This is a genomic window from Ruegeria sp. AE4, assembly GCF_056542185.1.
This window is the reverse complement of record NZ_JBQFZK010000016.1, coordinates 38,352-60,006: the sequence shown is the minus strand read 5'-3', so window position 1 is coordinate 60,006 and position 21,655 is coordinate 38,352. Positions and strand designations below refer to the sequence as shown.

Annotated in this window: 16 protein-coding genes; 10 read left to right on the top strand and 6 right to left on the bottom strand. The window is 54.5% G+C overall.

From position 1 onward, the window contains the following. Positions 1-119 precede the first annotated feature (119 nt). The 3 genes from xrtD to ACR0EK_RS16665 all read left to right on the top strand — a co-directional run bounded on the left by xrtD (position 120) and on the right by ACR0EK_RS16665 (position 4,575). Positions 120-1,739 carry a VPLPA-CTERM-specific exosortase XrtD gene (xrtD, locus tag ACR0EK_RS16675; RefSeq protein ID WP_480900708.1) on the top strand — a complete coding sequence of 540 codons (1,620 nt, stop codon included), beginning with the start codon at positions 120-122 and terminating at the stop codon, positions 1,737-1,739. A 142-nt stretch (positions 1,740-1,881) separates the two neighbouring features. Further along, positions 1,882-3,429, top strand: a complete 1,548-nt coding sequence (locus tag ACR0EK_RS16670) for a hypothetical protein (protein ID WP_480871308.1) — start codon at positions 1,882-1,884, stop codon at positions 3,427-3,429. Between the two features lie 42 nt (positions 3,430-3,471). Further along, a complete protein-coding gene (locus ACR0EK_RS16665) occupies positions 3,472-4,575 on the top strand; it encodes an acyltransferase family protein (RefSeq protein ID WP_480871307.1) in 1,104 nt (367 codons plus the stop codon). A gap of 12 nt (positions 4,576-4,587) precedes the next feature. On the opposite strand, the gene ACR0EK_RS16660 is transcribed toward ACR0EK_RS16665, so the two are convergent. Beyond that, positions 4,588-5,844, bottom strand: a complete 1,257-nt coding sequence (locus tag ACR0EK_RS16660; protein ID WP_480871306.1) for a glycosyltransferase family 4 protein — start codon at positions 5,842-5,844, stop codon at positions 4,588-4,590. Next, positions 5,831-7,093 carry a nucleotide sugar dehydrogenase gene (locus ACR0EK_RS16655; protein WP_480900711.1) on the bottom strand — a complete coding sequence of 421 codons (1,263 nt, stop codon included), beginning with the start codon at positions 7,091-7,093 and terminating at the stop codon, positions 5,831-5,833. The genes ACR0EK_RS16660 and ACR0EK_RS16655 overlap by 14 nt, the downstream gene beginning before the upstream one ends. A gap of 351 nt (positions 7,094-7,444) precedes the next feature. Here ACR0EK_RS16655 and ACR0EK_RS16650 point away from each other — a divergent pair, with 351 nt between their 5' ends. Further along, positions 7,445-9,001: an oligosaccharide flippase family protein gene (locus ACR0EK_RS16650; protein ID WP_480871305.1), complete on the top strand. Its 1,557-nt coding sequence runs from the start codon at positions 7,445-7,447 to the stop codon at positions 8,999-9,001. A 46-nt stretch (positions 9,002-9,047) separates the two neighbouring features. Here ACR0EK_RS16650 and ACR0EK_RS16645 read toward each other — a convergent pair whose 3' ends face one another. Beyond that, complete coding sequence (locus ACR0EK_RS16645; protein WP_480871304.1) at positions 9,048-10,202, bottom strand: DegT/DnrJ/EryC1/StrS family aminotransferase; 1,155 nt, start codon at positions 10,200-10,202, stop codon at positions 9,048-9,050. 231 nt (positions 10,203-10,433) lie between these two features. Between ACR0EK_RS16645 and ACR0EK_RS16640 the strand changes: the two genes are divergently transcribed. From ACR0EK_RS16640 to ACR0EK_RS16625, 4 genes are read left to right on the top strand one after another with little or no spacing between them, the layout of a single operon-like run. Then, the gene (locus tag ACR0EK_RS16640; RefSeq protein WP_480871303.1) at positions 10,434-11,387 is read left to right on the top strand and encodes a glycosyltransferase family 2 protein; all 954 of its coding nucleotides are present in this window, start codon (positions 10,434-10,436) and stop codon (positions 11,385-11,387) included. Beyond that, a complete protein-coding gene (locus ACR0EK_RS16635; RefSeq protein ID WP_480900715.1) occupies positions 11,384-12,604 on the top strand; it encodes a GNAT family N-acetyltransferase in 1,221 nt (406 codons plus the stop codon). The genes ACR0EK_RS16640 and ACR0EK_RS16635 overlap by 4 nt, the downstream gene beginning before the upstream one ends. Further along, positions 12,601-13,644: a lipid II:glycine glycyltransferase FemX gene (locus ACR0EK_RS16630; RefSeq protein ID WP_480900716.1), complete on the top strand. Its 1,044-nt coding sequence runs from the start codon at positions 12,601-12,603 to the stop codon at positions 13,642-13,644. The genes ACR0EK_RS16635 and ACR0EK_RS16630 overlap by 4 nt, the downstream gene beginning before the upstream one ends. Continuing rightward, positions 13,641-14,321 (top strand): polysaccharide deacetylase family protein, encoded by a 681-nt coding sequence (locus ACR0EK_RS16625; protein WP_480871300.1) that lies wholly within the window; start codon positions 13,641-13,643, stop codon positions 14,319-14,321. The genes ACR0EK_RS16630 and ACR0EK_RS16625 overlap by 4 nt, the downstream gene beginning before the upstream one ends. Here the strand turns inward: ACR0EK_RS16625 and ACR0EK_RS16620 are convergent. Continuing rightward, a complete protein-coding gene (locus tag ACR0EK_RS16620) occupies positions 14,241-15,677 on the bottom strand; it encodes an O-antigen ligase family protein (RefSeq protein ID WP_480871299.1) in 1,437 nt (478 codons plus the stop codon). The two genes, ACR0EK_RS16625 and ACR0EK_RS16620, sit on opposite strands and share 81 nt — an antisense overlap. A 113-nt stretch (positions 15,678-15,790) precedes the next feature. Continuing rightward, entirely contained in the window at positions 15,791-17,062 is a 1,272-nt protein-coding gene (locus tag ACR0EK_RS16615; protein WP_480871298.1) for a right-handed parallel beta-helix repeat-containing protein, read from the bottom strand. 481 nt (positions 17,063-17,543) lie between these two features. Between ACR0EK_RS16615 and ACR0EK_RS16610 the strand changes: the two genes are divergently transcribed. Both ACR0EK_RS16610 and ACR0EK_RS16605 read left to right on the top strand, forming a co-directional pair. After that, a complete protein-coding gene (locus tag ACR0EK_RS16610) occupies positions 17,544-19,316 on the top strand; it encodes a right-handed parallel beta-helix repeat-containing protein (RefSeq protein WP_480967953.1) in 1,773 nt (590 codons plus the stop codon). Between the two features lie 322 nt (positions 19,317-19,638). Then, positions 19,639-20,484, top strand: coding sequence for a class I SAM-dependent methyltransferase (locus tag ACR0EK_RS16605; RefSeq protein ID WP_480871357.1), 846 nt, complete (start codon positions 19,639-19,641; stop codon positions 20,482-20,484). Between the two features lie 122 nt (positions 20,485-20,606). On the opposite strand, the gene ACR0EK_RS16600 is transcribed toward ACR0EK_RS16605, so the two are convergent. Further along, complete coding sequence (locus ACR0EK_RS16600; RefSeq protein ID WP_480967952.1) at positions 20,607-21,575, bottom strand: acyltransferase family protein; 969 nt, start codon at positions 21,573-21,575, stop codon at positions 20,607-20,609. Positions 21,576-21,655 lie beyond the last annotated feature (80 nt).

Here is a 21,655-nt window from a genome sequence, read left to right as displayed (position 1 = left end):
GACTCACGATATCAACAATCAAGATATTTTGAGATCAATGTTTCGAATAATGATCGAAAATGTCTGAGCTTTGGCCGTCACAATTTCAGGGCCTCTCATATTATGCATGATGGTTTGTGATGCATCGTCTCGATTCGAACGACAGCCGCAGCAAAATGCTTGAGACGGCCCGAACCGCCCTGCCTGCCATCAACGCTGCGGGGCTGTTCTGGTTTGCCCTGTTGCTGCTGGGGTCACTTCCCGTTTTCTGGATCGGCATTGTCTCGCTGGGCGCGGCGTGGAGCACGCCGGAATACAGTCACGGACCGCTGATCCCTATCATCTCGCTGTACCTGTTCCTGCGTGAACTACGCGACATGCCGCCGCCCAATCCCATCGTGCGCGACCGTTGGCCTGGCGTGGCCGTGATTGCCGGGGCCCTGGCCATCGCCATTCTGGGAAATCTGGCCCGAATTCCGGATATCGTCACCTATGCGATGATCATCTGGACCGGTGGCGTCATGGTGACCGTCTTCGGCTGGCAACGCGGGAAATACCACCAATTGCCCGTAATCCATCTGATCTTCATGCTGCCCCTGCCCCAGTTCGTCTACTGGAAGCTCACGATCTTCCTGCAATGGATATCGTCCGAGCTGGGCGTCTGGTTCGTGCAGCTCGCCGGTGTTTCGGTCTTTATCGAAGGCAATGTCATCGATCTGGGGGTCTACAAGCTGCAGGTGGCCGAGGCCTGTTCCGGGCTACGCTACCTGTTCCCGATCCTCAGCTTTTCATACCTCTTTGCCCTGCTCTACCGCGGTCCGATCTGGCACAAGGTGGTTCTGCTGGTCTCGGCCGCGCCGCTGACCGTTCTGATGAATTCCATCCGCATCGGCGTGATCGGTATTCTGGTCAATCAGCATGGCATCGAACAGGCCGAAGGGTTCATGCATTTCTTCGAAGGCTGGATCATCTTCCTGCTCTGCGTCGCCATTCTGTTTCTTATGGCACTCGGCTTGCAGCGTCTGGCCCCCGATCCGAAACCGTTCACCGAGGCAATCGATCTGGATACCGAAGGGCTGGGTACCGTCGCATTGCGTATCTTTGCCATCCGTGCCTCAGTCGCGCTGGCTCTCGCGGCGCTTTTGACGCTTGCGGTCTCGGCCGCGTGGACACTGCGCCCCGCCTCCGAGGTGACGCCCATCGAGCGGGACCCCTTTGTCCTCTATCCGCGACAATTGGGCGACTGGTCCGGCTCGACCACCAGCCTTGATCCCAATGTTGAACGAACTTTGGGCGCCAGCGATTACCTCCATGCCACTTATATCGACAGCGGATCGGGTGATTTCGTGAACATGTTCGTGGCCTTCTACGACAAGCAAACCGAAGGCGACGGCATCCATTCACCCGAGGTTTGCCTGCCCGTAGGTGGCTGGGAAATCTTCAGCCTTGAGCCATATGAGATCAATCCGGGCGACACCCCCTACGGCAGCTTTACCGTCAACCGCGCTGTCATCCAGAAAGAGCTGTCAAAACAGCTGGTCTACTACTGGTTCGAACAGCGCGGCAAACGCATGGTCAACGATTTCCGCGCCAAGATGAGCGTAATTCAGGACGGATTCACCATGGGCCGGACCGACGGCGCATTGGTTCGATTTGTCACCCCCATCCTGCCCGGCGAAACCGAAGCGGATGCGGATGCGCGACTCCAGCGGTTCATGGAACCCAGCCTGAACCGCCTGCCGCGGTTTGTGCCGTTTTAACATCGCATAGGCCTCTACGCCTTCGCTGCCAAGTTATTGCGGCCCTAATTTCGGATAACGGCGATACCCAAAACAGATTGCGCAATGATATGTTGCTGATACCTGAAGTATCAGGTTTTTGGCTTTTAGTGGATGGGCAGAAATGATCACAACACTTCAACGCCGTCCATTGTGCCCAGTTCTGGCGCTGACCCTGCTTGCCAGCCTCGTTCCTCTGTGCGTGACACCGGTTCTGCCGTTGACGGACTTCTACGCCCACGTCGCCCGTTATTATATTCTGGCAAAGTTGCCGAACTCAGCCATGCTGCAACAGAATTATGAAGCTGCCTGGCAACTTCTGCCCAATCTTGGTCTAGATGTTCTGGGCACAGGCGTCATGAAAGTGCTGCCCCCGCTTTTGGGCGCTAAATTGATCGCCGGTCTGATCATTGCGGCACCTTTCGCAGGCATTTTGTACCTTGCACGCGTTCTGCACGGCCACCTTTCGGTGCTAACCGTACTTCTTGCTGGCCTGGTGGCGTATAACCATATTCTGATTTGGGGGTTCTCGAATTTTCTGCTGGGATTAGGGGTTCTACTGTGCGCAACCGGCTATTGGATTGCGACACAGGACCGGCCTGTCCGGCAACTGGCCGTTACAATATGCGTAGGTGTGCTCTTATTTTTCATTCATGGGTTGGTCTTTGCGCTGTGGGGATTGTTGTTGGGCATGGTTGAGTTATCGCTTGCTCTCATATCTGGCAATCCAGGCATACGCGCACTTCTCTACAAAGCCGCAAGGCTTGCGTTGGTCGCTGTCATACCAACCCTTCTGTTTGTTCAAACGAAAACCATAGGTGCAGGGAGTTTTCTGCCGATAGAAAGCCTTTTCACCCATGCCGAGCAGGGAACACTTTGGGCCCGACTGAGCACCGAAACCTATCTGAGAGTCGACGGCTTCCTCCGTGTGGCCGAAACAACATGGCAGTCAGTCGATTGGGGATTTGGCAGTGTGTTGTGGGGTGTGCTGATCGGCGGTCTCGTGACCGGGGTTTGGAGAATCGACAGACGCATGAAGCTTGCAGTGGCCCTGTGCGTGCTGCTGATCCCGATCACGCCGCCAGCCATGTTCGGTGTCGGGCATTTGGGTGAACGTATCCCACTTCTGCTTTTGGCGCTTCTGGCTGCAAGCCTGTCTTTGGCTCCCGATGCGAAATCGTTGTTTCGCAAAATAAGTATTGCGATGATCGTCGGGTTGTTTCTGGTACGAAACCTGATGCTGAGCATCGGATGGTATCAGGATGGCAGAGTTTACGCCTCTTATCTTGATGCACTGAACCGCCATGACACGCGCGGCCTGGGCGCAGGAGCTTATTTCGAAGACACCAGAGAGCCACGTTTTTTTCGGACTAACTGCGGCCCCCTTTCCTTTCTCATGATCTTTAACGGCACTGCGATCCCCACATTCGCCGATCCCACCCAGCACCCACTGCACATAATCGGGCCGCTGGCCCATGTGCAAAACGCGGCTCAGGACGTTGCCTCGGACGCAAGTCATACAGTGCCGTCTGCAATAGCCACATTGTCAAACGCCAAAGCTGACACAATTGTCGTTTGCTCGACGGAATCGTTTCCGCCCCAGATCCAAGGATTCAATATTCTTGCGACAACCGCACCATGGATATTGTATCAAAGATCAGCTTCCAAATAATTGTGTATCCCATGATAGTGCCAGTGACCCAGAGAACCGCAGATGAGTGAGCATAATGTGAATGTGATCTCGGGGAAGCCTGCGCTGTTTATCGCAGATCGATCAGACGGGCGGGATAACAATTTCAATCTGATCCGGATCATCGCGGCCAGCCTTGTGCTGGTGGCACATGCCTATCCTCTGAGTTTGGGCGCCGAGTTCGGGCAACCGTTTGAATCCACACTGCATGGGCTGTCGCTTGGTCTGATGTGCGTATGGGCTTTCTTTGCAATTTCGGGGTTTTTCATTACGCGCAGTTTCGACCGTAACCCGTCTGCAGAATCATTCCTGATCGCCAGAGCCCTGAGGTTGTTCCCAGCGCTTGCCGTGGTAACCGTGATCACCATTCTGGTTGCCGGGCTTCTGTTAACACAAGCGCCCCCTTCTAATTTTTGGGGCGAAACCGGCAGCTACTTCATACGCAATATGCTGTTGTTCAAACTGCAATACACATTGCCGGGCGTGTTCGAATCCAACCCCTATGGTGCTGCGATCAATGGCTCGCTCTGGTCTCTTTCATACGAGGTCACCTGCTATGTAGGCGTCCTCTTATGTGGCTTGCTTGGATTTCTGGGAAACAAAAAGATTTTTGTGGGTCTAACGCTGTTGTTCCTGTGTTTCTATACAGTCATCGTCGTATTCATTGACGTGAATCCAAGGGTCGAGGTCCTCATAAGGCTTGGTCTGCCTTTTCTGTCGGGAATGGTTTTTTACATCTGGCGCCGGCACGTACCATTGTCCTGGTCGCTGCTGGCCCTGTCCGCCGCGTTGTCCTTTATGGCCTGGTTCACACCACTGTTTCTGCCTATCTTTGCCATCAGCCTGTCTTATGCCGTGATTTTTGCCGGCTATGCCAAAATCCCGCTTCTTTTGCGCTACAACAAGCTGGGCGACTATTCCTACGGGGTCTACATCTACGCGTTCCCAATCCAGCAACTGGTGGCGCAGTCTGGCGTCACGACGCCAGTCGTCAACATGGCGATGTCTTTCCCCCTCACCCTGTTATGCGCGGTCCTGTCATGGCACTTCATTGAGGCTCCGGCCATGAAGCTTCGGTTTCCGAGGAAAGCGCATGGGCAGGCAGGAACAAAACAAGTAGCGAAGTAGCGCTCTGGCCGATTACCCCTTCCAGATCCGCTTATACGCCGCGATCAGCGCGGGGACCTGATGGGGCCAGGCCATTTCCGCCTCGACCCGGGCGCGGCCATAGCGGCCCATGGCGGCGCGGCGGCCGTCATCTGCCAGCAGCTCGGTGATCTTGTCGGCCATATCCACCGGATCGTTGGCGCGCGCGTAAAGCGAGGCCTCCTGCGCCGAGAACCGCCCTTCGGTCACGTCGAACTGAACGATGGGTTTCTCGAACGCCATGTATTCAAGGATCTTGTTCATGGTGGATTTGTCATTCATCTCGTTCACCCGGTCCGGGTTCACGCAGACATCGGCGGTCGACAGGATCTCAAACAGATCATGATCCGGCGCGCGACCGGTGAAGGTGACATAGTCCGACAGGCCCATATCAGCAGATTGTTCGCGCAGCTTGTCCAGGCTGGGCCCCCCGCCCACAAGGCAGAACTGGATATCGTCGCGCCCCTGAACCTGCACCAGATGCGCCACGGATTCCAGCAGCAGGTCGATCCCTTCCTGATCACCCATGACGCCGACATAGCCCACCATGTATGTCCGCCCGTTGCGCCACGCGGGGTTCGGCGGCAGGTGCTGCAACCGGCTCAGATCGGGGCCCGAGCGAACCACAAAGACATCCTCGGGCGCCATGCCGCCGCGTTCAATGGCGATCTTGCGATAGCTTTCATTGGTGGCAATCGACACCCGGGCCGAGGCGAAGGTCAGCCGCTCGAACGTCTTCATCAGCTTCCAGAAGAAGCCGCGCTTGTCGAACTTGGCCTCGTAAAGCTCGGGATTGATGTCGTGGTGATCGAACAGATAACGCACGCCAAACAGCTTGAAGGGCAGTGCCACCAGAAAGATCAGATCGGGTGGGTTGCAGCCATGGATGACGTGAAACCCTCGGGTGAACTTGATCTTCAGTGACAGCCAGCTTTCCCAGAACAGCGCCGCGCCATATTCCAGCAGATACCCCAGCGCTCCACTGGCATCCAACGGCAGCGGGTGGCGGTAGACCTTGATGCCTTCATCTTCCCAGACACGCTCCTCATGGCCCTTGCCGGTGGGGCAGATAACCGAGACCAGCGCGCCTGCGGCAGCCAGCGTGCGCGCCTCCATCCAGACGCGGCGGTCGAAGGGCACGGGCAGGTTTTCCACCACGATCAGAACCTTCAGCCCTTTCAGCGGCTGGCTCTGGCGCAGCTCGTCGAACGAGATCGGCTGAACGGCGGACACAGGGCTAGTCATATTCATAGGTTCTTATCACCTCTGCATCGCCAAGGTTCAGCTCGTTCACGATCCGGTTCGATCCGACCACCAAATTCCATGGCCCGGCCTCGGCCGTGGCGCGATCCACCAACAGGCGGCCCATATTGGGCAGGTGGGTAAAGGCATAACCCAGGTTCTGCCCCCGCAGATCGGCAGGCTTGATGGCCGGATCATAGACCGACAGCTGATACCCAGCCTGCAGCAGCCGCCGGGCAATATCGACATTGGGGCTTTCGCGCAGATCATCGGTTCCGGCCTTGAAGGCCAGCCCCGCCATCAGCACCCGACCGCCTTCGGGCAGCCGCGCCATGATGTCCTGCGCCTGATAGGTTTTATGCGCCTGATTGGTCTGCAACAGGCTGTCAATCAGATGGGTATGGGCCCCCACCTCACCCGCAATATGCTGCAATGCACGCACATCCTTGGGCAGGCACGAGCCCCCGAACGCGCCGCCCGGACGGGTGTAATAAGCCGAGATGTTCAGCTTGGTGTCCGAGACGAAAATCTCGTGCATGGTTTTGGCCGACACGCCCATGCTGTGGCAGATACGGCCGATCTCATTGGCGAAGGCCACCTTGGTGGCATGCCAGGTGTTGTCGACGAATTTGGTGATCTCGGCCTCTTCAAAAGCGGTGTAGAACACCGGCGCGTCCAGACCCTCGTGCATTTCGTCCATTACCGCCGAGCGATTGCCATCGGCTGTACCAACAACGATCTTGGGCGGGTTGAAGAAATCATCCACCGCCGACGCCTCGCGCAGAAATTCGGGGTTATAGACGATCTCGACCGCCTGCGCCGTTCGCTCGCCCAGATAGCTTTGGAAGATCGGCTCGATCAGCTGCCGCACGGTGCCCGGCCGGAAGGTTGACCGATACGCCACCGTCAGAGGCCGCGCCCGATCCGGCGATACGGTTTCGGCAATCTGACGCGTCACCTCGGCCACAAAGCTCATGTTATGCGAGCCATCGGTGGAACTGGGCGTGCCCACACAGACAATGGCCAGATCGACATCCCCGAGATCCGGCATCTCGACCACGGCCCGGATCAGATTTTTCCCAAGCGCCTCGGTCAGCAACCCGGCCACTTTCGGTTCCTTGATCGGGGGCTGGCCTGCGTTGATTTCGGACACCTTGTCGGCATTCACATCAATGCCGATCACCTCGTGCCCTTCACGGGTCAGACAGCACGCTGCCGTGAACCCCACATACCCCAAACCAAAAATCGCAATCTTCATACTGTCATACCGTCTTGAAAACAGGCGCCGGGTCCAGAAAACACCGGGCTCTTCTACTTGTTACCCTTGCGCAGTCAGAATCCAATCTGAGACACTGAGGCGAAACTTCATTTTGCTATGTAATATTCTGTGCCGACTCGCCGCGACGGTACTGATTGAAACATGGTGTACCTCTCTGAAACTGGAAAAACATGCGATTTCAACACAAAAATATACTTACAGGTTTGACTAGCAGCCAGCCGACCAAATTCCTAGAACAGCAAGTGCGGGTTTTTTGAAGTGACACCGAGGGTAGTCAGATTAGAAACATTGGTGCGTTGATAAGGTTTTTGTTCCGAGTATGGAAAGGCAATGTTTTTGAAGCCTCCAGTTAAAACAGGCGTGAATATCGCCCCAGGCACACCCGATCACAGCGCGACCCTTACCAGGGGGGCCGCAACATTATTTGCATCGGGCGTTTTCAGCCAGTTTCTAGGCGTTTTGACATTGGTTGTGACAGCCCGTCTTCTGACGCCAACGGATTTCGGGATCATTGCCTATTTCATAATCGCGGCCGCGTTTCTGGAAATCGTCCAGCGGGCCGTTTCCATGATTCTGATCCGCCAGCCCGAAATCACTGACGATCACCTGAACACCGTGTTCACGATGCAGGTGCTGTTGGGCATCTTTTCGGCACTCCTGATCTGGGCCAGCGCCCCTCTGATGACATTCTTCGGGCTTGCGGAACTGACATCGCTGATCCCCGCGCTTTGCTTCATTGCCATCGCAAGTTCCATCAAAAGCACACGCTTCCCACTTTTGGAAAGAGATCTCCGGTTCGGTTTCATCGCAGGCGAAGAAACGACCAGCCGAATTGCATACACATTGATGGCCATCAGCCTCACATGGATTTGGCGTGATTATTGGGCCATCGTGGTCGCCAGCGTCATCACTCAGGTCATCAGGGTCATCTGGAGCTTTTCCGTTGCCCCGATGCGACCCAGGTTAACGCTCCGATGCTGGCATGACTGCATTGATGTGTCATCATGGTCACTGGGGGCCCAGATCACCCAGTTTCTGATCAACAACATGCCCCAGATTGTCATCGGCAGCATGCTGGGTCTGGCCGATGCAGGGATTTTCAGGGTCGGCTATCGCCTTGTGATCCTGTTCACCAGCCAGATCATCGGCCCGTTGGAACGAGTGGTTTACCCAAGCCTTGCCAATGCCTCCCGGACCCAGGGCTCCAGCCGGGAAGCCTTCGAACGGGCCAACGCCATCCTTCTGGGGATCATCGTTCCAGCCAGCGTCGGCATGGCCCTGGTTGCCAATCACCTGATCATTGTCGTGGCCGGTTATCAGTGGCTGGCCGCCGCACAGGTCATCTGGGTGCTTGCCCCTTTGAAGGCGATCGAGACACTGCAGGCCAATGTCCGGTCTGCAAGCTATGTCGAAGGTTCTACAAAGCGCCTGTTTCTCCGCAACACGATCCTGCTGATCGCCACAACTGCACTGATGGTGCTGGGATCAAACTATGGCTTTATCGGTGCGATCCTCGGAGCCGGAGCCGGCAGCCTGTTTGCGATCGGTCTGGCGCTGATCATGGCCAAGGATTTCGGAACTGGCGGATTTCTGGCGCCGATCCTGATAGCCTGGCGTACATTTGCGTCAACCTTTGCCATGTTGCTTGCCGTTCTATTTGTCAGCAGCGCCTATGGCAGTGGCGACGCAGTGGGATGGGCTTACGAGACAGCGGAAGACCTGCCGCTGCTGCGTATCCGGTTCTCGGTCAAAGTTCTGGTCGGCGTTTTTGTCTATGTCGGCACGCATCTGCTGCTCTGGCGCCTTGCCGGGAAGCCGAAAGGGTTCGAGAGCCTAGCGCTGGAGCTTGCCGCAAAACTCAAACGCAAGCTGTCCAGGGCGGCGTGATGGCCCCGGTTACGCTGGCCTCACTCTGCATAAACCGCCCGCCTGATCAGGCCACAAGTTCACTTTTGAGCCGCACTATTATGTGATCAATATGCGCAGCCGAAAGGTACTGGTGCACCGGCAAAGATACGGCATTGTCTTTCAGGGCCATCGCCTCGGCCTGCCCTGACCAGTCGAGATTGCGGTTGAAGCCCGCCCACCAGGCGGTGGCACCAATCCCGCTTTTTTGCAGCGCCCGTACGACCCGGTCACGCCCCGCGACCATGATCGGCATATTCAGCGGACAGGCATCGACCGGAAGCTCCGGAACAAGCATGCGTATCTCGGGCAACTCGTTGAAAACATCCCGGTACCGCTGCCAGTTCGACCGCCGGATCGCAATAGTTTCTGCTACGGAATAGGCCCGCAATGGACGGGATGTGAAGACGCTCATCTGTGCGCCGCGCAGCGCCGGGTCGAAATAATAGTGCCCCGGAATGTCTTCCGGTTGATCCCCGTCACTGTGGGGCGGCGGTTCTTGTCGGCCGCGTGTCTTCTGAAGCATGGCCTGCATACGAGACGGCCCCAATACGGTTGCCAAACCAGCGCGCAAAAGTGTTTTGACCACGGCCTTGCCCGGAGCAGGCCGCGGAAACAGATGCTTGGCGCTCAGATCCGGCGCATTGATGACCATGGCCCCACCACCCAGAACAGGCACAAACTTGTAGAAGCAGAAAACCGATACGTCTCCGGTGCGGCCTTCTGCCGGTGAAGCACCGCTGAGAAGGCTCAATGCACAATCTTCGATCATCCGCAGCCCATGCTGATCACACAAGGCCCGCAGATCCGCCAGGCCTGGCTGCAGCACACCAAAATAGTGGATCACATATATCGCCTTCGTCCGCCCGGTAATAAGCGCCGCAATCCGTGCAGGATCGGCGCGCAGGTTTTCCGAAACCGGATACAACCGAACCGAAAGACCTGCATCAATCAGCGGATCGACCTCGGAACCGCAATTATAGGCAGGGGCCAGAACTTCATCCCCGGGCTGCAACCCCAAAAGATCACAAGATGCCCGGATCGCCACGCGGGTATTGTAACTCCAGAACACCGACCGATCCTGAAACAGAGCCTTGTACCCGCCAGCCGAATCCCGGCGGAACAGGTCGGACAACCGCATGACAGGATCACCGCAATACAGCGCATTCCCACGGTCAGTCATTCGATGTCAAACCCAGAGAGCAAAATTTGCCCGCACCCGATCTTGATACAGTTTCGTCTTTCAAGGATTCACACCGTCAAAATATTACCTTAATATACTGATCTAAATAATTTGACTTTTATAGCTACTTTTCGACAACAACGGTCCCCGTACGGTCACGTTTAAAGTGTTCACAGAATGTGGCAGTGGTTAAAGATTTGGAATGTAAGTGGTTAACGAGAGCAAAGCATCATGGTTTCATCGCCGTCCGGCACGAGTACCGAATACGCTGTATCTATCATTATCGTGAACTGGAACACCCGGGAGATTCTTCGGGATTGCCTGGCGTCCATTGCGCATGAGACCCGGCTGCCGCACGAAATCATTGTTGTCGACAACGCCTCCAGCGACGGCTCACCTGAAATGGTGGCCAAGGAATTTCCCCAGGTCCGGTTGATCGCAAATACCGAAAATCTGGGCTTTGCCGCCGCCAACAATCAGGGGCTCGAGATTGCCGCAGGCGCCAAGCTGCTGCTGCTCAATCCCGATACGATCATCCTGGATCGCGCGATCGATGTCATGAGCAACTGGCTCGACGCGCACCCGGATGTCGGATGCGTCGGCTGCCAGATCTTTGAGGACCCTGAAACCATCCAGCTAACCTGCTTTGCCGATCCCGGACCCCTTAGCCTGGCGGTGATCGAATTTGGGCTGAAGCGGCTGTTTACCTGGCCCGAATATGGGGGCTGGGACCGGACAACACAGCGCGACGTGGATGTCGTCTCGGGGATGTTCATGCTGGTACCACGCCCGGTCTTCGAAAAAGTGGGCCTGCTGGATGATGCGTTCTTTATTTATTCGGAAGAAGCTGACTGGTGCCGGCGTATCCGCAATATTGGCAAACGCTGTGTCTTCGCTCCCGAGGCGCGGATTTTGCATCTTGACGGCGGCTCGAAAAGCACCGCGCAGATCAAGTCGCGCATGTATGTGCAAAAGCAGAAAAGCAAGACGATCTACGCCAGAAAGCATTATGGCCGCAGTGGTGAGCTGATAACGCGCACAATCTTCCTCAGCAGCGCAATGTTGCGCGGGATTGCCTTTGGCCTGATCGGGCTTTTGCGGGCCACACCTGATCGCAAGGCCCGGCTGCGCCTGTCCGGAGCGGCAATCCGATATCATCTCTTCGGTCAGGAACCAACGGCATGAGAGATGCCATTTCCAGCAATGCGGATGTTGATCTTGAGTGCATCGAAGCGCCTGCACACAAGCTGAGCACACAAGCCAGCTGGGACAGTTTTGTCTCGGCATCCGGTGCCGAGATATATTTCCTGTCTGACTGGCAATCTGCCTGGTGGGATCATTATGGCAAAACGTTTACCGCCAGCCGGCATCCCGTCAGCTGTATTCTGCGGGACGGTTCAGAGATCGTTGGCGTGCTGCCTTTTTGCGTTGAAACCCTGTGGGCCGGTCCCGTTCCGGTGCGCGTCGCCCGGCTGGCGGGCGTGGATCCTAATTTTGCGGTCATGGAACTGCCCATTGCCGCCGGTTACGAAAACACAGCTCTCAGGGCTGTCATCGAACACCTGACCGGCAATTTGAAATGCAGCGTCGTAAGCCTGTCGCCCTTTTCAGAACGTGCGGGGCAATTGGAAAACCTGCGGGCCCTGAAAGGGTATGGCATATCCATTTTGCGTGATATCAGCACCCGCGGACATACGCTTATGACCCTACCTGATAGCTTTGATGCGTTTATGGCCTCGCTTTCGAAAAGCCGTCGCCGCGAGGTCCGGCGGGACATCAAACGCCTGACACCGGCGGATGAGACCTTGCGCACTGTCAGTTCCACGCCCGAAACCGTCGATACAATGATGGATCGGTTCATCGCATTGCATACGCGACAATGGGAAGCCGCCGGGAAGGGAGGGCATTTTTCTGACTGGCCGGTTGCAGCAGCGTTCTATCGCGCCCTGATGCAGCGCCTGAGCCCGAAAGGCCATGCGGCAATCGATGAACAGTGGCTGGATGAAACGCTGCTGTCCAGCCAGTTGCGTTACACCCTGAACGGCAAGGTGCTTTGGTGGCTCAATGCACGGGAAGTCGATCCTGAATTTGCAAAGACTGGACTGGGCCGCGTCGGTCTGGTCACGCGTGTTGAAGAGCTGATCAATCAGGGTGCGCACCTGATTGAGGCTGGTGCCGGAGAATATGAATATAAACTGAGCTACGGTGGAGATCTGGTGCCGCTTTATAATATCGTTCTGGCACCTGACCGTGCTTCCGCGCGATTACGAGCCCGCGCTCTGCTTTTATGGGCGGATGCACTGCATTTCTTTTACTACCGTGTCTGGTTCCTGAAAGTCCGCCCACGACTGGGAATCCGGCCAAACAGCCTCTGGAGCAGTTGGATACGGATGCAATTATGAACACGACCTTCTCGTTTCAGACAGTCACTGCGGAAGAATGGCCCCGGATCAGTGCCGGTTTTCATGATCTGACATACGAACAGACCCTGACTTATGCGCAGGCAGCGGCACAACGGATCGGTGCAACGGCTGAGTTCATCACCCTGTCGGATCAAGCAGATCAATTGACCGCTGCCGCCTGCCTACGCGTAAAACGCGTGCCTGGCCTGAGGCGCGGCATCGCCTGGATCGCTGCTGGCCCCATGATGTATCACCGCGAACTGCCAGAAATCGACCAGAACCGGCTGGATGCCACATTTGCGTCATTGCGTGCATATGCTCAGGAAACTGGCCATATCCTTCGGTTGCGGTTTCCTGCCTTGCCCTTTTACGACGTACAAACAGTGGATCAATCTGCTGCCGCAGTGGGTTTTCATCCCACCGATCGCTCTCCATCTTATCGGACAGTCATCATCGATTGCGATCAGGACGAAGAAACGTTGCTTAAGGCGCAGCACGGCAAATGGCGCAATCATCTGCGCAAAGCGTTGAAAAGCGATCTGTCACTGGAAAGCGCCCCAATCTCCGAGGCCTCGGGCAGATTTCACAAACTCTACCGTCAGGTGCAGGCAGCCAAAGGGTTTGAGAAACCCAATATCCCCCCGGAATTCTACTACTCGCTTCAGAGCGGTGATTTTTCTCATGAAGCTCTGTTTGCCCAAAAAGATGGTGCCGACATAGCTGGCATGATAATCGGCCGGGCAGGGAATTTCGCGGTCTATCTGTTTGGCGCGACGACAGATGTGGGGCGCCGCTGCAATGCCGGCCATTACCTGATGTGGGAATCCATTTTGAGGCATCGGGGGCGGGGCATAAAATGGTATGATTTGGACGGTATCGACCCTGACATCAACCCAACCGTCACAGAGTTCAAACAACGGACCGGCGGAACGGACTTGCTGGCTGCCGGACCTTACGAATATCGGCCTGCCGGGTTGGGTTCCGCCTTGATAGGCACCGCCGAAACGCTTCATTCCCGTTTGAAAAAAGCACGCCAATGACCACTGGAACGAGCATAATTTTCCACGGCATCGGCACACAGGAGCGTGCCCTGGAGCTGGACGAGGCCCCTTACTGGCTATCCGTCAGTCAATTTGAATATGCGCTTGACCGGATCGCCCAGGCCCCCGATCCAGGCCATTTCACGATCACCTTCGACGATGGCAATCTGTCGGATTACAGCATTGCCCTGCCCGCCCTTGCGGCCCGTAACCTCCGGGCGCGTTTTTTCGTACTCACCGATCGGATCGGACAGGCGGGTTCGCTGGATGTTGAGCATCTTCATACCCTGCGTGACGCTGGCATGACGATTGGCAGTCACGGCCTTGCTCACACGGCGTGGCCCACCCTGGAGGATGCGGCACTTGTTGAAGAGCTGAGCGCCTCACGCGCAGAGCTTGAAAAAATCTGCGGACACCCGGTGACAGAGGCGGGCATCCCCTTCGGGCGCTATGATGTAAGGGTCCTCCGGGCCTTGCGCGATGCGGGGTACACCGCTGCTTGGTCAAGCGATGGTGGCAAATGGCATACAAACAGTTTTCTGCGACCGCGAACCTCGTTGCGTGGTGACATGTCCATACACGAGATAGATGCCACTTTATCCGGTCAAATGTCCCCCCTGAGCCGTTTGCGGCGGGCTCTTGGAATGTCTCGGCGGCGCTGGATGAAGACTGGCTGAACCGGATCTGGCGCTTCGTCTTACTGTTAGCTCACCCGGGGCAATCTGCGGAAACCGCGTATAGCGCATTTTCCTGCCGTCGACTAGTGACTGTACCCTGTCGCCGTCCTGACTTTCCTGATCATCCGTATCAAGAAACCAGATCCCCGCTCCCAAAAGAAACATGAAAAAACAGAAGGTGGAGTCCCACAGATGCACCGTGATGGCGGAAATGCACAAACCCAACAGCGCAATCAGATACCCAAGACGGGCGTCTGCGAGGGCTCCGCTCAGATTCCTGTTGCCGACTTGTAAAAAGATAACCAACACCGCGCCCAGAAGCAGGAACAAGCCGGGAAATCCGTGCCGCAATGCTATCACCAGCCAGAAATTGTCCACCGTGGTCAACATGGCCATCCAGTGGGGTCGCGTATAGTCATTCAACCCGATTCCAAACAGTGGGTTCTGCAGAACATCGTCGGAGGCGAAAGTGAAAATATTGATCCGCGTAAATGCGGTGCCCGGAGTCAAAGTGAAGTGTGTTGCGAAGATCTGAAACATAGTCCGATTGGAACTGACTTCGCCGACGAAGTACAAAAAGGAGAAGATATAGAGAAGAATTTTCCACCTATTCTTCAGGAACCAAAATATCCTGTTCCACGCCATCAGCATCATCTGAAGAATGACATTCATGAAAGCACCCGACGACAGGGAACAGAAGACGGTGCCCCCAACGATGGAAACGAGACCAACCCTTTTGTTAAAGGGTTTATTCCATCCCAACACATACCAGGTAAGTGCAAAAGCCGGTGCACAGAACACTCCGAACAAAATCGGGTGCGGCATCGTTGTCTGAGCGCGCAGCAATCCCAGTCTCGGCGGAAAATACCACTTTTGATAAACACTCATCACCTTCCCAAACAGATTGAGGAGCGGCATCTTACCCGTGACAGCTTCATAAGCGGCGAACGGTAAAAGAACCATAATCAGGATGAAGAGGCATTTCACAAAGAACCGGAACGCATCCAGATTTCGAATATAGGTTCGGGCGATGAAATAGGGGGTCAGGGTTTCAATCATGAACATCCCAATGAACTGCCACAATTCCTGAATGCCGTGATTGACGGCCAAAGTCAGGCTGGCCCAGAAAGCAAAGCCTATTACTAAGAAATCGACCGCCCTTATTTTACCTGCTTTGCCGCTCAGCCATCCAAAAACTGCGGGGAACATATAGAGGAGGAGGATCACGCGATAGCCATTGAGTTTCAGTCCGCCGAGGAAGAAATAAAATGGCATCGCAAAAGATATGACGAGCAGCATCAGGACAAGCGGTTTTGCCATCTGCTCTCTCGTTTTGGCTGATGACACAGCGATCATTCGAATTTCCTGCCCTTAACTCAAGTAACTCTTCAAAAACCAAAAAACCTGGTGACTTTCATGACCACGCCCTTGCCATTAAACACGCCAGCGGAAATCATCCATGTCAGTTTTCATCGAGTGGGATAGTTCTTTGCCAGCGTCGATCCGGCATTCAGGCGATCCATGAGGCTGCCGGGACGCACGCCAAACTCATTGTACCCCCTTTTCCGCCCCAACGCATGGTAGATGAACTGCTGATCATAATACCCTTCCTGAGACGGGTTTTGATCCTGAATCATGGCATTGTTAAGAAGCACCCAATCTCGCTGGTTTTCATACCCCACGATATTTGCCGCTGCGTTCTGTTCGATGACAACGGATGTGGAGTCCGGTGAGATATTGATCACCGGCACAGAATGGCCACCGGGCACATTGATCAGAGAGTTTTTTCTAACCGAAATGTTGTCGGAACCGTAGATAGAAATGCCGTGGACATGGCCGTTATAAATCATGTTGTTTTCAATCAGCACGTTCCGATGCCGCACCTCGGGGTCTCCGATGTCCTTTCCGTCTCCGCCCGCCCAAATCGTCTGTGCAAAGTCGCCCGCACCCACATCGAAAACATTGTCCCGGATCGTGATATTGGCGCTCCCGCTGTTATTGGCCCGTTGAATCTGGATCATGTCGCGGTGATCGCCGACACCGTCGGCCCCGCCGAAGTTATGGATGTGGTTATTCTGAACCAGAATGTCATCGACATTGTCGAACACCAGCCCGTCCGAGCGAATTGAATGCACGTCACTGCCGGTAATCTTTATGCCGTCCGTATTAATGGCGATGACTGCCTTCCACCAAGTAAGGAACTCGGAGTTTGAAATATCGACATTGGCTGCGCGGAATACCAGCAGGCCCGTTCCATATCCGGCTCCATCTTCTGGTGTTCCAGTGCGACTGGCGACATCTCCGCTGAACACTGAGTTGGAGATGGTGATATTCCGGCTATTGCGGACAACAAAGTTAGCGAGGTGATACGGATCTGTGCTTTTGAATGTATAGTCGAACCTGATGCCATCCAGATGGACATTCTCGGCCCCGTCAAGAATGGCGACACTGAAACATGCGAGGTTGGCAGGATCAGCCGATCTGATCACCACCGGCGACGGGTAAGCCTTGCCCAGTTTCAGAGTACCATAGTTTCCGGGTGCAAGCAGATAGACCTCACCGCCACGGGCATTCTGTAAAGCACTTGCCAGCGCGGCTGCGTCGGAAATGGCCTGACCTTGGGCCTGGGCCGTGAATCTGGGTTTGAATTGCTGCCTGTCGCAAGGGCTCTTTGCATGCAAGGCAGGGCTAACGAACAGCAGGATCGTACCTGCCAGCGCAAGAATACGTGATCTGGACATGACGTACCTTTCTGATCTGCGACCGCTCGAAAGCTTAGTCGACCCCCCGCATACTGTCTATTGTGGTGCCCCTCGGATCGCATGACATTTCCGAGCCACCCATCGGTGCTTTTCCGGGGTGGTCCCAATTAAATCTGCAAGTTGTCGTAGCGGCACCGGGCAATTCATTGCCGACACCTACCAGAGATACGCAAGGACGCGCCGGAATAGTGGCAATTATGTGTTCATTGTTGATTAAAGGGAATCAATTACTCAAACAGGCGTCAACCGCCAAGGGAAGTGGAACAATTCCCGGTATTGAGTATCGAGTTCACTCGGAAATGAGCGCACGGGGGCAGGATTGTCCCGATACAGGCAACAGTTTCCAAACATAGCCACATTTCGGCCACTCTGCCGCCTTCGGGCGGCTGTTCCATCCGTCCTGGGTGTGCGGGATCTCGTGCGCTGCCACTCACAGCGCCTATGAAACAGAAGGTGAAATATGTCGACGACAATTACGGTAACCTCTGCGGCAGAGCTGAACCAGGCCTTGTCACAGGCGACAGGTGGGGAAACAATATTGCTTGCGGCAGGCGACTACGGCAAGCTCAGCCTGAACGGTACGCAATTTTCTTCAAATGTAACAATCAAATCCGCTGATCCAAATGCGATCGCAAGCTTCTCTGAAGCGCATCTCAATGGAGCATCGAATGTAACATTCGACACGATCAAATTCGATTACACGTACAGTGCTGGGGACTATCACTTCCAGAACAAATTCAGCGTCACTAACAGCTCGAATATCACATTTCAGAACTCAAACTTTGACGGTGATTTTGCCAGCGGAACCGGAACATCTGCGGATGGCACTGGATATGGTACAGGCCTGATGATCTCCGGATCCAGCAATGTCAATGTCGTCAACACAGAGTTCTCAAAATGGTGGAAGGGCGCCATCTCTCTTAACTCTGACGGGGTGAATTTTTCGGGCAATGACATTCATTCGATCCGTTCGGATGGGCTGGTGTTCGACAATGTCGACAACATCCTAGTCGAGAATAACTACATTCACGATTTTGGTGGCGCGGCAGGCGCGGGCGATCACCGTGACATGATCCAGATCCAGCGCGCAAACGGTAGCGGTAGTGACAACATCACCATCCGCAATAACGTTTTTGATATGGGGCAAGGAGACTACACCCAGACCATCTGGTTTGGCGGCGACGGCAAGGATCTCAGCGACCCGAATGTCATTCATCACAACGTCCTAATCGAAGGAAACCTTATTTACAACGGTCACCTGCACGGCATTTCGGTTTACGGCGTCGACGGAATTACCATCACCAAGAACTCGGTTCTGCACGTAGATGAGAAAACACAAACGGGCGGCATCGAGATCCCACTCATCTTTGTCTCGAACGGCTCCAGTAATGTCACGATCACCCAAAACATCACATCGCAGATTCTGGGGCATAATAGCCAGTCGGATTGGACTGTAACTGATAATGTCTTGATCAAGCCCACGGAATACGACCAGCACTTTACCTATCAGGCCACGGCGCAGACGGATGGGTACAATCAATATATCGTCATACCGGGAAGCCAGGCAGATTTGTTGGGTGCAGGTTCTGACCTCGCAAACAGCATTTCTGGCACTTACTTCGATTGGCTGAATGGTAACGGATATTCCGGGACCAACACCGGAGCGAGCCAACCCAATATCGGGTTAACCCCACCACCTGATACCGGAGGCGATCAAACCGATACCGGGACGAACCAGCCCGAGGCAGGAGGCGACCTAACCGATACCGGAGAAACTCAAACCGAGACAGAGACGAGTATCCCTGCCGCCGAGCAGCCTCAAACCGGGGCTGAAACCGAAGTCGGAGACCCCATTAACATTGTCGAACCTCAAGGAGAGTTGGTTGTCGACATAAGCAATCAGGACAACCCGGGTGACACCGCACAATCGCCTGCTTCAGAGACCGAGGATACAAGCACTGATCGGTTTGTGTGGAAAAACTCGGGTTTCGGCCCAAAAATGTTCAAAAAGGGAAATCAGGCTGCAAAAATCGATGACGATGACGGCGGGTCCGACAGCAGTTTCATTCAGATGTTTTTGAACCGTGCTGATACCTCACATGAGACTGGAACGGCTTCCGATTCTGAGGGCAGCGGTTTTATTGCCGACAGCACCGACTCTCTGACAACCGGGGGTGATGTGGAATTCTTCGACTCTTGGGCTTCGAATCTATACGCGGATTTGTTTGCCTAATGGCGACAGCCGCCCCCGACTAGAATAACTGTTAATCAAAGCATGGGCGGACCTCTAATTTGAGGCCCGCCCATGCCTTTTTCAGGCCAGCACACTGCAGGACATGCAAAAAGGGTTTGGATAGCACTTGGGAGTTTTTCGCCCCGTATTGTGGCACGCCTTTCAAGACAGGGAGACCCGCAACCAGAATGCAGCAGCTTGGCATTTTATTGTGAAAGAGTATTTATCTCGACACATGATCCTGCATCGGCATCATATATGACAGACAGACGGGCCATGACCTTGCTTACGAGTGAACTTTATTCAATTACAGGACCACGAAATGAAACCTGAGAAAATGCCGGTGACCGCAGCAAGCTATCAAGCTTACCTGAACAGCCCGTACAAAAGCAGCAAGCATTCGACTTACTTCGATGTGTATGACAAGCTTTTCTCTCCCTACATCGGCAAGCCAATTACCTTCGTCGAAATCGGGGTTCTCAGTGGCGGCTCTTTGTTCATGTGGCGCGAGTTCTTCGGGCCGCAGGCCCGCATCATTGGTGTTGAACTGAACCCCGGCGCAAAACGCTGGGAGCAGGAAGGTTTTGAAATTTTCATTGGCAGCCAGAGCGACCCGGCCTTTCTGGAGAAACTTGCAAAGGAGGTTGGTGAAATCGACATCGTCTTGGACGATGGTGGTCATACCTATGAACAACAGATCATAACAACCGAGTGTCTGCTGCCGCATATCCGCGATGGAGGCATGCTGGTCGTGGAAGACACGCATACATCCTACATGGAGGGCTTTGGCCCCAAGCGCCGTTCCTTCGTAAAATACGCCATGAGCATGGTAGATCGTGTAAACCGGCGCTTTTCCAAACTCCTCACAGATGCTGCGGAAAAGCGGGTTTGGTGCATCCGTTTCTATGAATCCTTTGTTGTATTCGATGTGAACCTCAAGGCGACCTCTGTCGTGTCCGTACCAACCGACAACGGCGGGGAAGACCTGAACGCAAAAGACTTCCGCCACGCGGACAATCAGGCCTATGAAAACTTCCTGAAAGCGTCCAAAAGCCTGTCGGCCCTCAAGGTCATCCCCGGTACACGATCCTTGGCCAAGCTGGCCCGACATGCGATATCGCTGCCATCGAACCTGAAGCATGCCCGGAAACTGAAAGAATTTTTCTGAATTTTGACCGCCTTTCCGGCTGAGCGCGTCGCTGATTTGGGATCAGCAACGCTCCAGATCCGTCAAGTCGGGGCGCCGAAGATGCTGCGTTTTGCCACCGGCAAAATAACCCGCTGCAATAGTCAGGAGAACGCCCGCTTCATCCCTTTGGTGATGGGCTTTTCCACCAGTGAAAAAACCAGGCATCCCGCGGCGACGCTGCTGGCCAGACACAAGATGGACAGAACGTCACCATTCACAGGTCTAAGGACAATCGAAGACACTTTATAAAAAGCGGGAATGGTGAGTATCTGGACAAGGTAGATGCTGTAGGATGCATCCCCGAGATAAACCAAAAACCGATTTGAAATCTGCGTCGCAAACAGCAGCCCAAAAACGATAAAGAACGACGGTACACCCCAGATAATGACACGGTTTGTTGGGTCGACCTCAAGTTCACTCGACAGAGAGGCGCATAAAAGAAGCATCCCGAAAACAAATATCAAGACCCCTGTCTTTTCCCTGATTTCAAACCCTTTGTTGTAAAAATACGCGACAGCCATCCCAAACAAGAACTCAAGCGATATAAAATCATCGGACGCCAAGGATACCCCGGCTAGAACCAGGCTGACAACCAGGAAAACATGGATCCACGACCTCAAGAAGAGAGACAGTCCAAAAACAAAATAAAAGAGCATTTCCCATTCCAGGGTCCACCCAACATACACAATCGGCGGCTCACCGAGCACCAGAAGCGAAGAAAATAGGAGCGATGACAATATGATGGTTCCTGAAAGCTCCATGGACCTGAAGATTCCGGGAACAGCGTAATAAACCGCCACAACAAAAAGTGTGATCAGCCAATAAATTGGCACGATCCTTAGAATTCTCGATTTCAAGAACGCGCCTGTGTGCCGCTTTTTCTGCATTTGAGTGTGCAGCATGACAAAGCCGGATATCACGAAAAAAATATCGACCCCATTTGCACCCCACCCGGCCAGGAAGGATAAATAATCGGTGCTTTGTCCATATGTTGATGCCGTCTTGATGACATGGAGGAAAACCACATTTATGGCAGCAAAGGCTCGTAAGGCTTGAATATTATTGATCATCTGTTTCGAGTTTATTATCCGGATAAAATTCTGATCGAACTGGCACGTCACGGATTGAAATGCTGTGACTGCCTCGTCCC

Bases quoted from the DNA above. Each gene is read 5' to 3' on its own strand.
- xrtD (WP_480900708.1), top strand. From the start codon at position 120: ATGCATCGTCTCGATTCGAACGACAGCCGCAGCAAAATGCTTGAGACG.
- ACR0EK_RS16670 (WP_480871308.1), top strand. From the start codon at position 1,882: ATGATCACAACACTTCAACGCCGTCCATTGTGCCCAGTTCTGGCGCTG.
- ACR0EK_RS16665 (WP_480871307.1), top strand. From the start codon at position 3,472: ATGAGTGAGCATAATGTGAATGTGATCTCGGGGAAGCCTGCGCTGTTT.
- ACR0EK_RS16660 (WP_480871306.1), bottom strand. From the start codon at position 5,844: ATGAATATGACTAGCCCTGTGTCCGCCGTTCAGCCGATCTCGTTCGAC.
- ACR0EK_RS16655 (WP_480900711.1), bottom strand. From the start codon at position 7,093: ATGAAGATTGCGATTTTTGGTTTGGGGTATGTGGGGTTCACGGCAGCG.
- ACR0EK_RS16650 (WP_480871305.1), top strand. From the start codon at position 7,445: ATGTTTTTGAAGCCTCCAGTTAAAACAGGCGTGAATATCGCCCCAGGC.
- ACR0EK_RS16645 (WP_480871304.1), bottom strand. From the start codon at position 10,202: ATGACTGACCGTGGGAATGCGCTGTATTGCGGTGATCCTGTCATGCGG.
- ACR0EK_RS16640 (WP_480871303.1), top strand. From the start codon at position 10,434: ATGGTTTCATCGCCGTCCGGCACGAGTACCGAATACGCTGTATCTATC.
- ACR0EK_RS16635 (WP_480900715.1), top strand. From the start codon at position 11,384: ATGAGAGATGCCATTTCCAGCAATGCGGATGTTGATCTTGAGTGCATC.
- ACR0EK_RS16630 (WP_480900716.1), top strand. From the start codon at position 12,601: ATGAACACGACCTTCTCGTTTCAGACAGTCACTGCGGAAGAATGGCCC.
- ACR0EK_RS16625 (WP_480871300.1), top strand. From the start codon at position 13,641: ATGACCACTGGAACGAGCATAATTTTCCACGGCATCGGCACACAGGAG.
- ACR0EK_RS16620 (WP_480871299.1), bottom strand. From the start codon at position 15,677: ATGATCGCTGTGTCATCAGCCAAAACGAGAGAGCAGATGGCAAAACCG.
- ACR0EK_RS16615 (WP_480871298.1), bottom strand. From the start codon at position 17,062: ATGTCCAGATCACGTATTCTTGCGCTGGCAGGTACGATCCTGCTGTTC.
- ACR0EK_RS16610 (WP_480967953.1), top strand. From the start codon at position 17,544: ATGTCGACGACAATTACGGTAACCTCTGCGGCAGAGCTGAACCAGGCC.
- ACR0EK_RS16605 (WP_480871357.1), top strand. From the start codon at position 19,639: ATGAAACCTGAGAAAATGCCGGTGACCGCAGCAAGCTATCAAGCTTAC.
- ACR0EK_RS16600 (WP_480967952.1), bottom strand. From the start codon at position 21,575: ATGATCAATAATATTCAAGCCTTACGAGCCTTTGCTGCCATAAATGTG.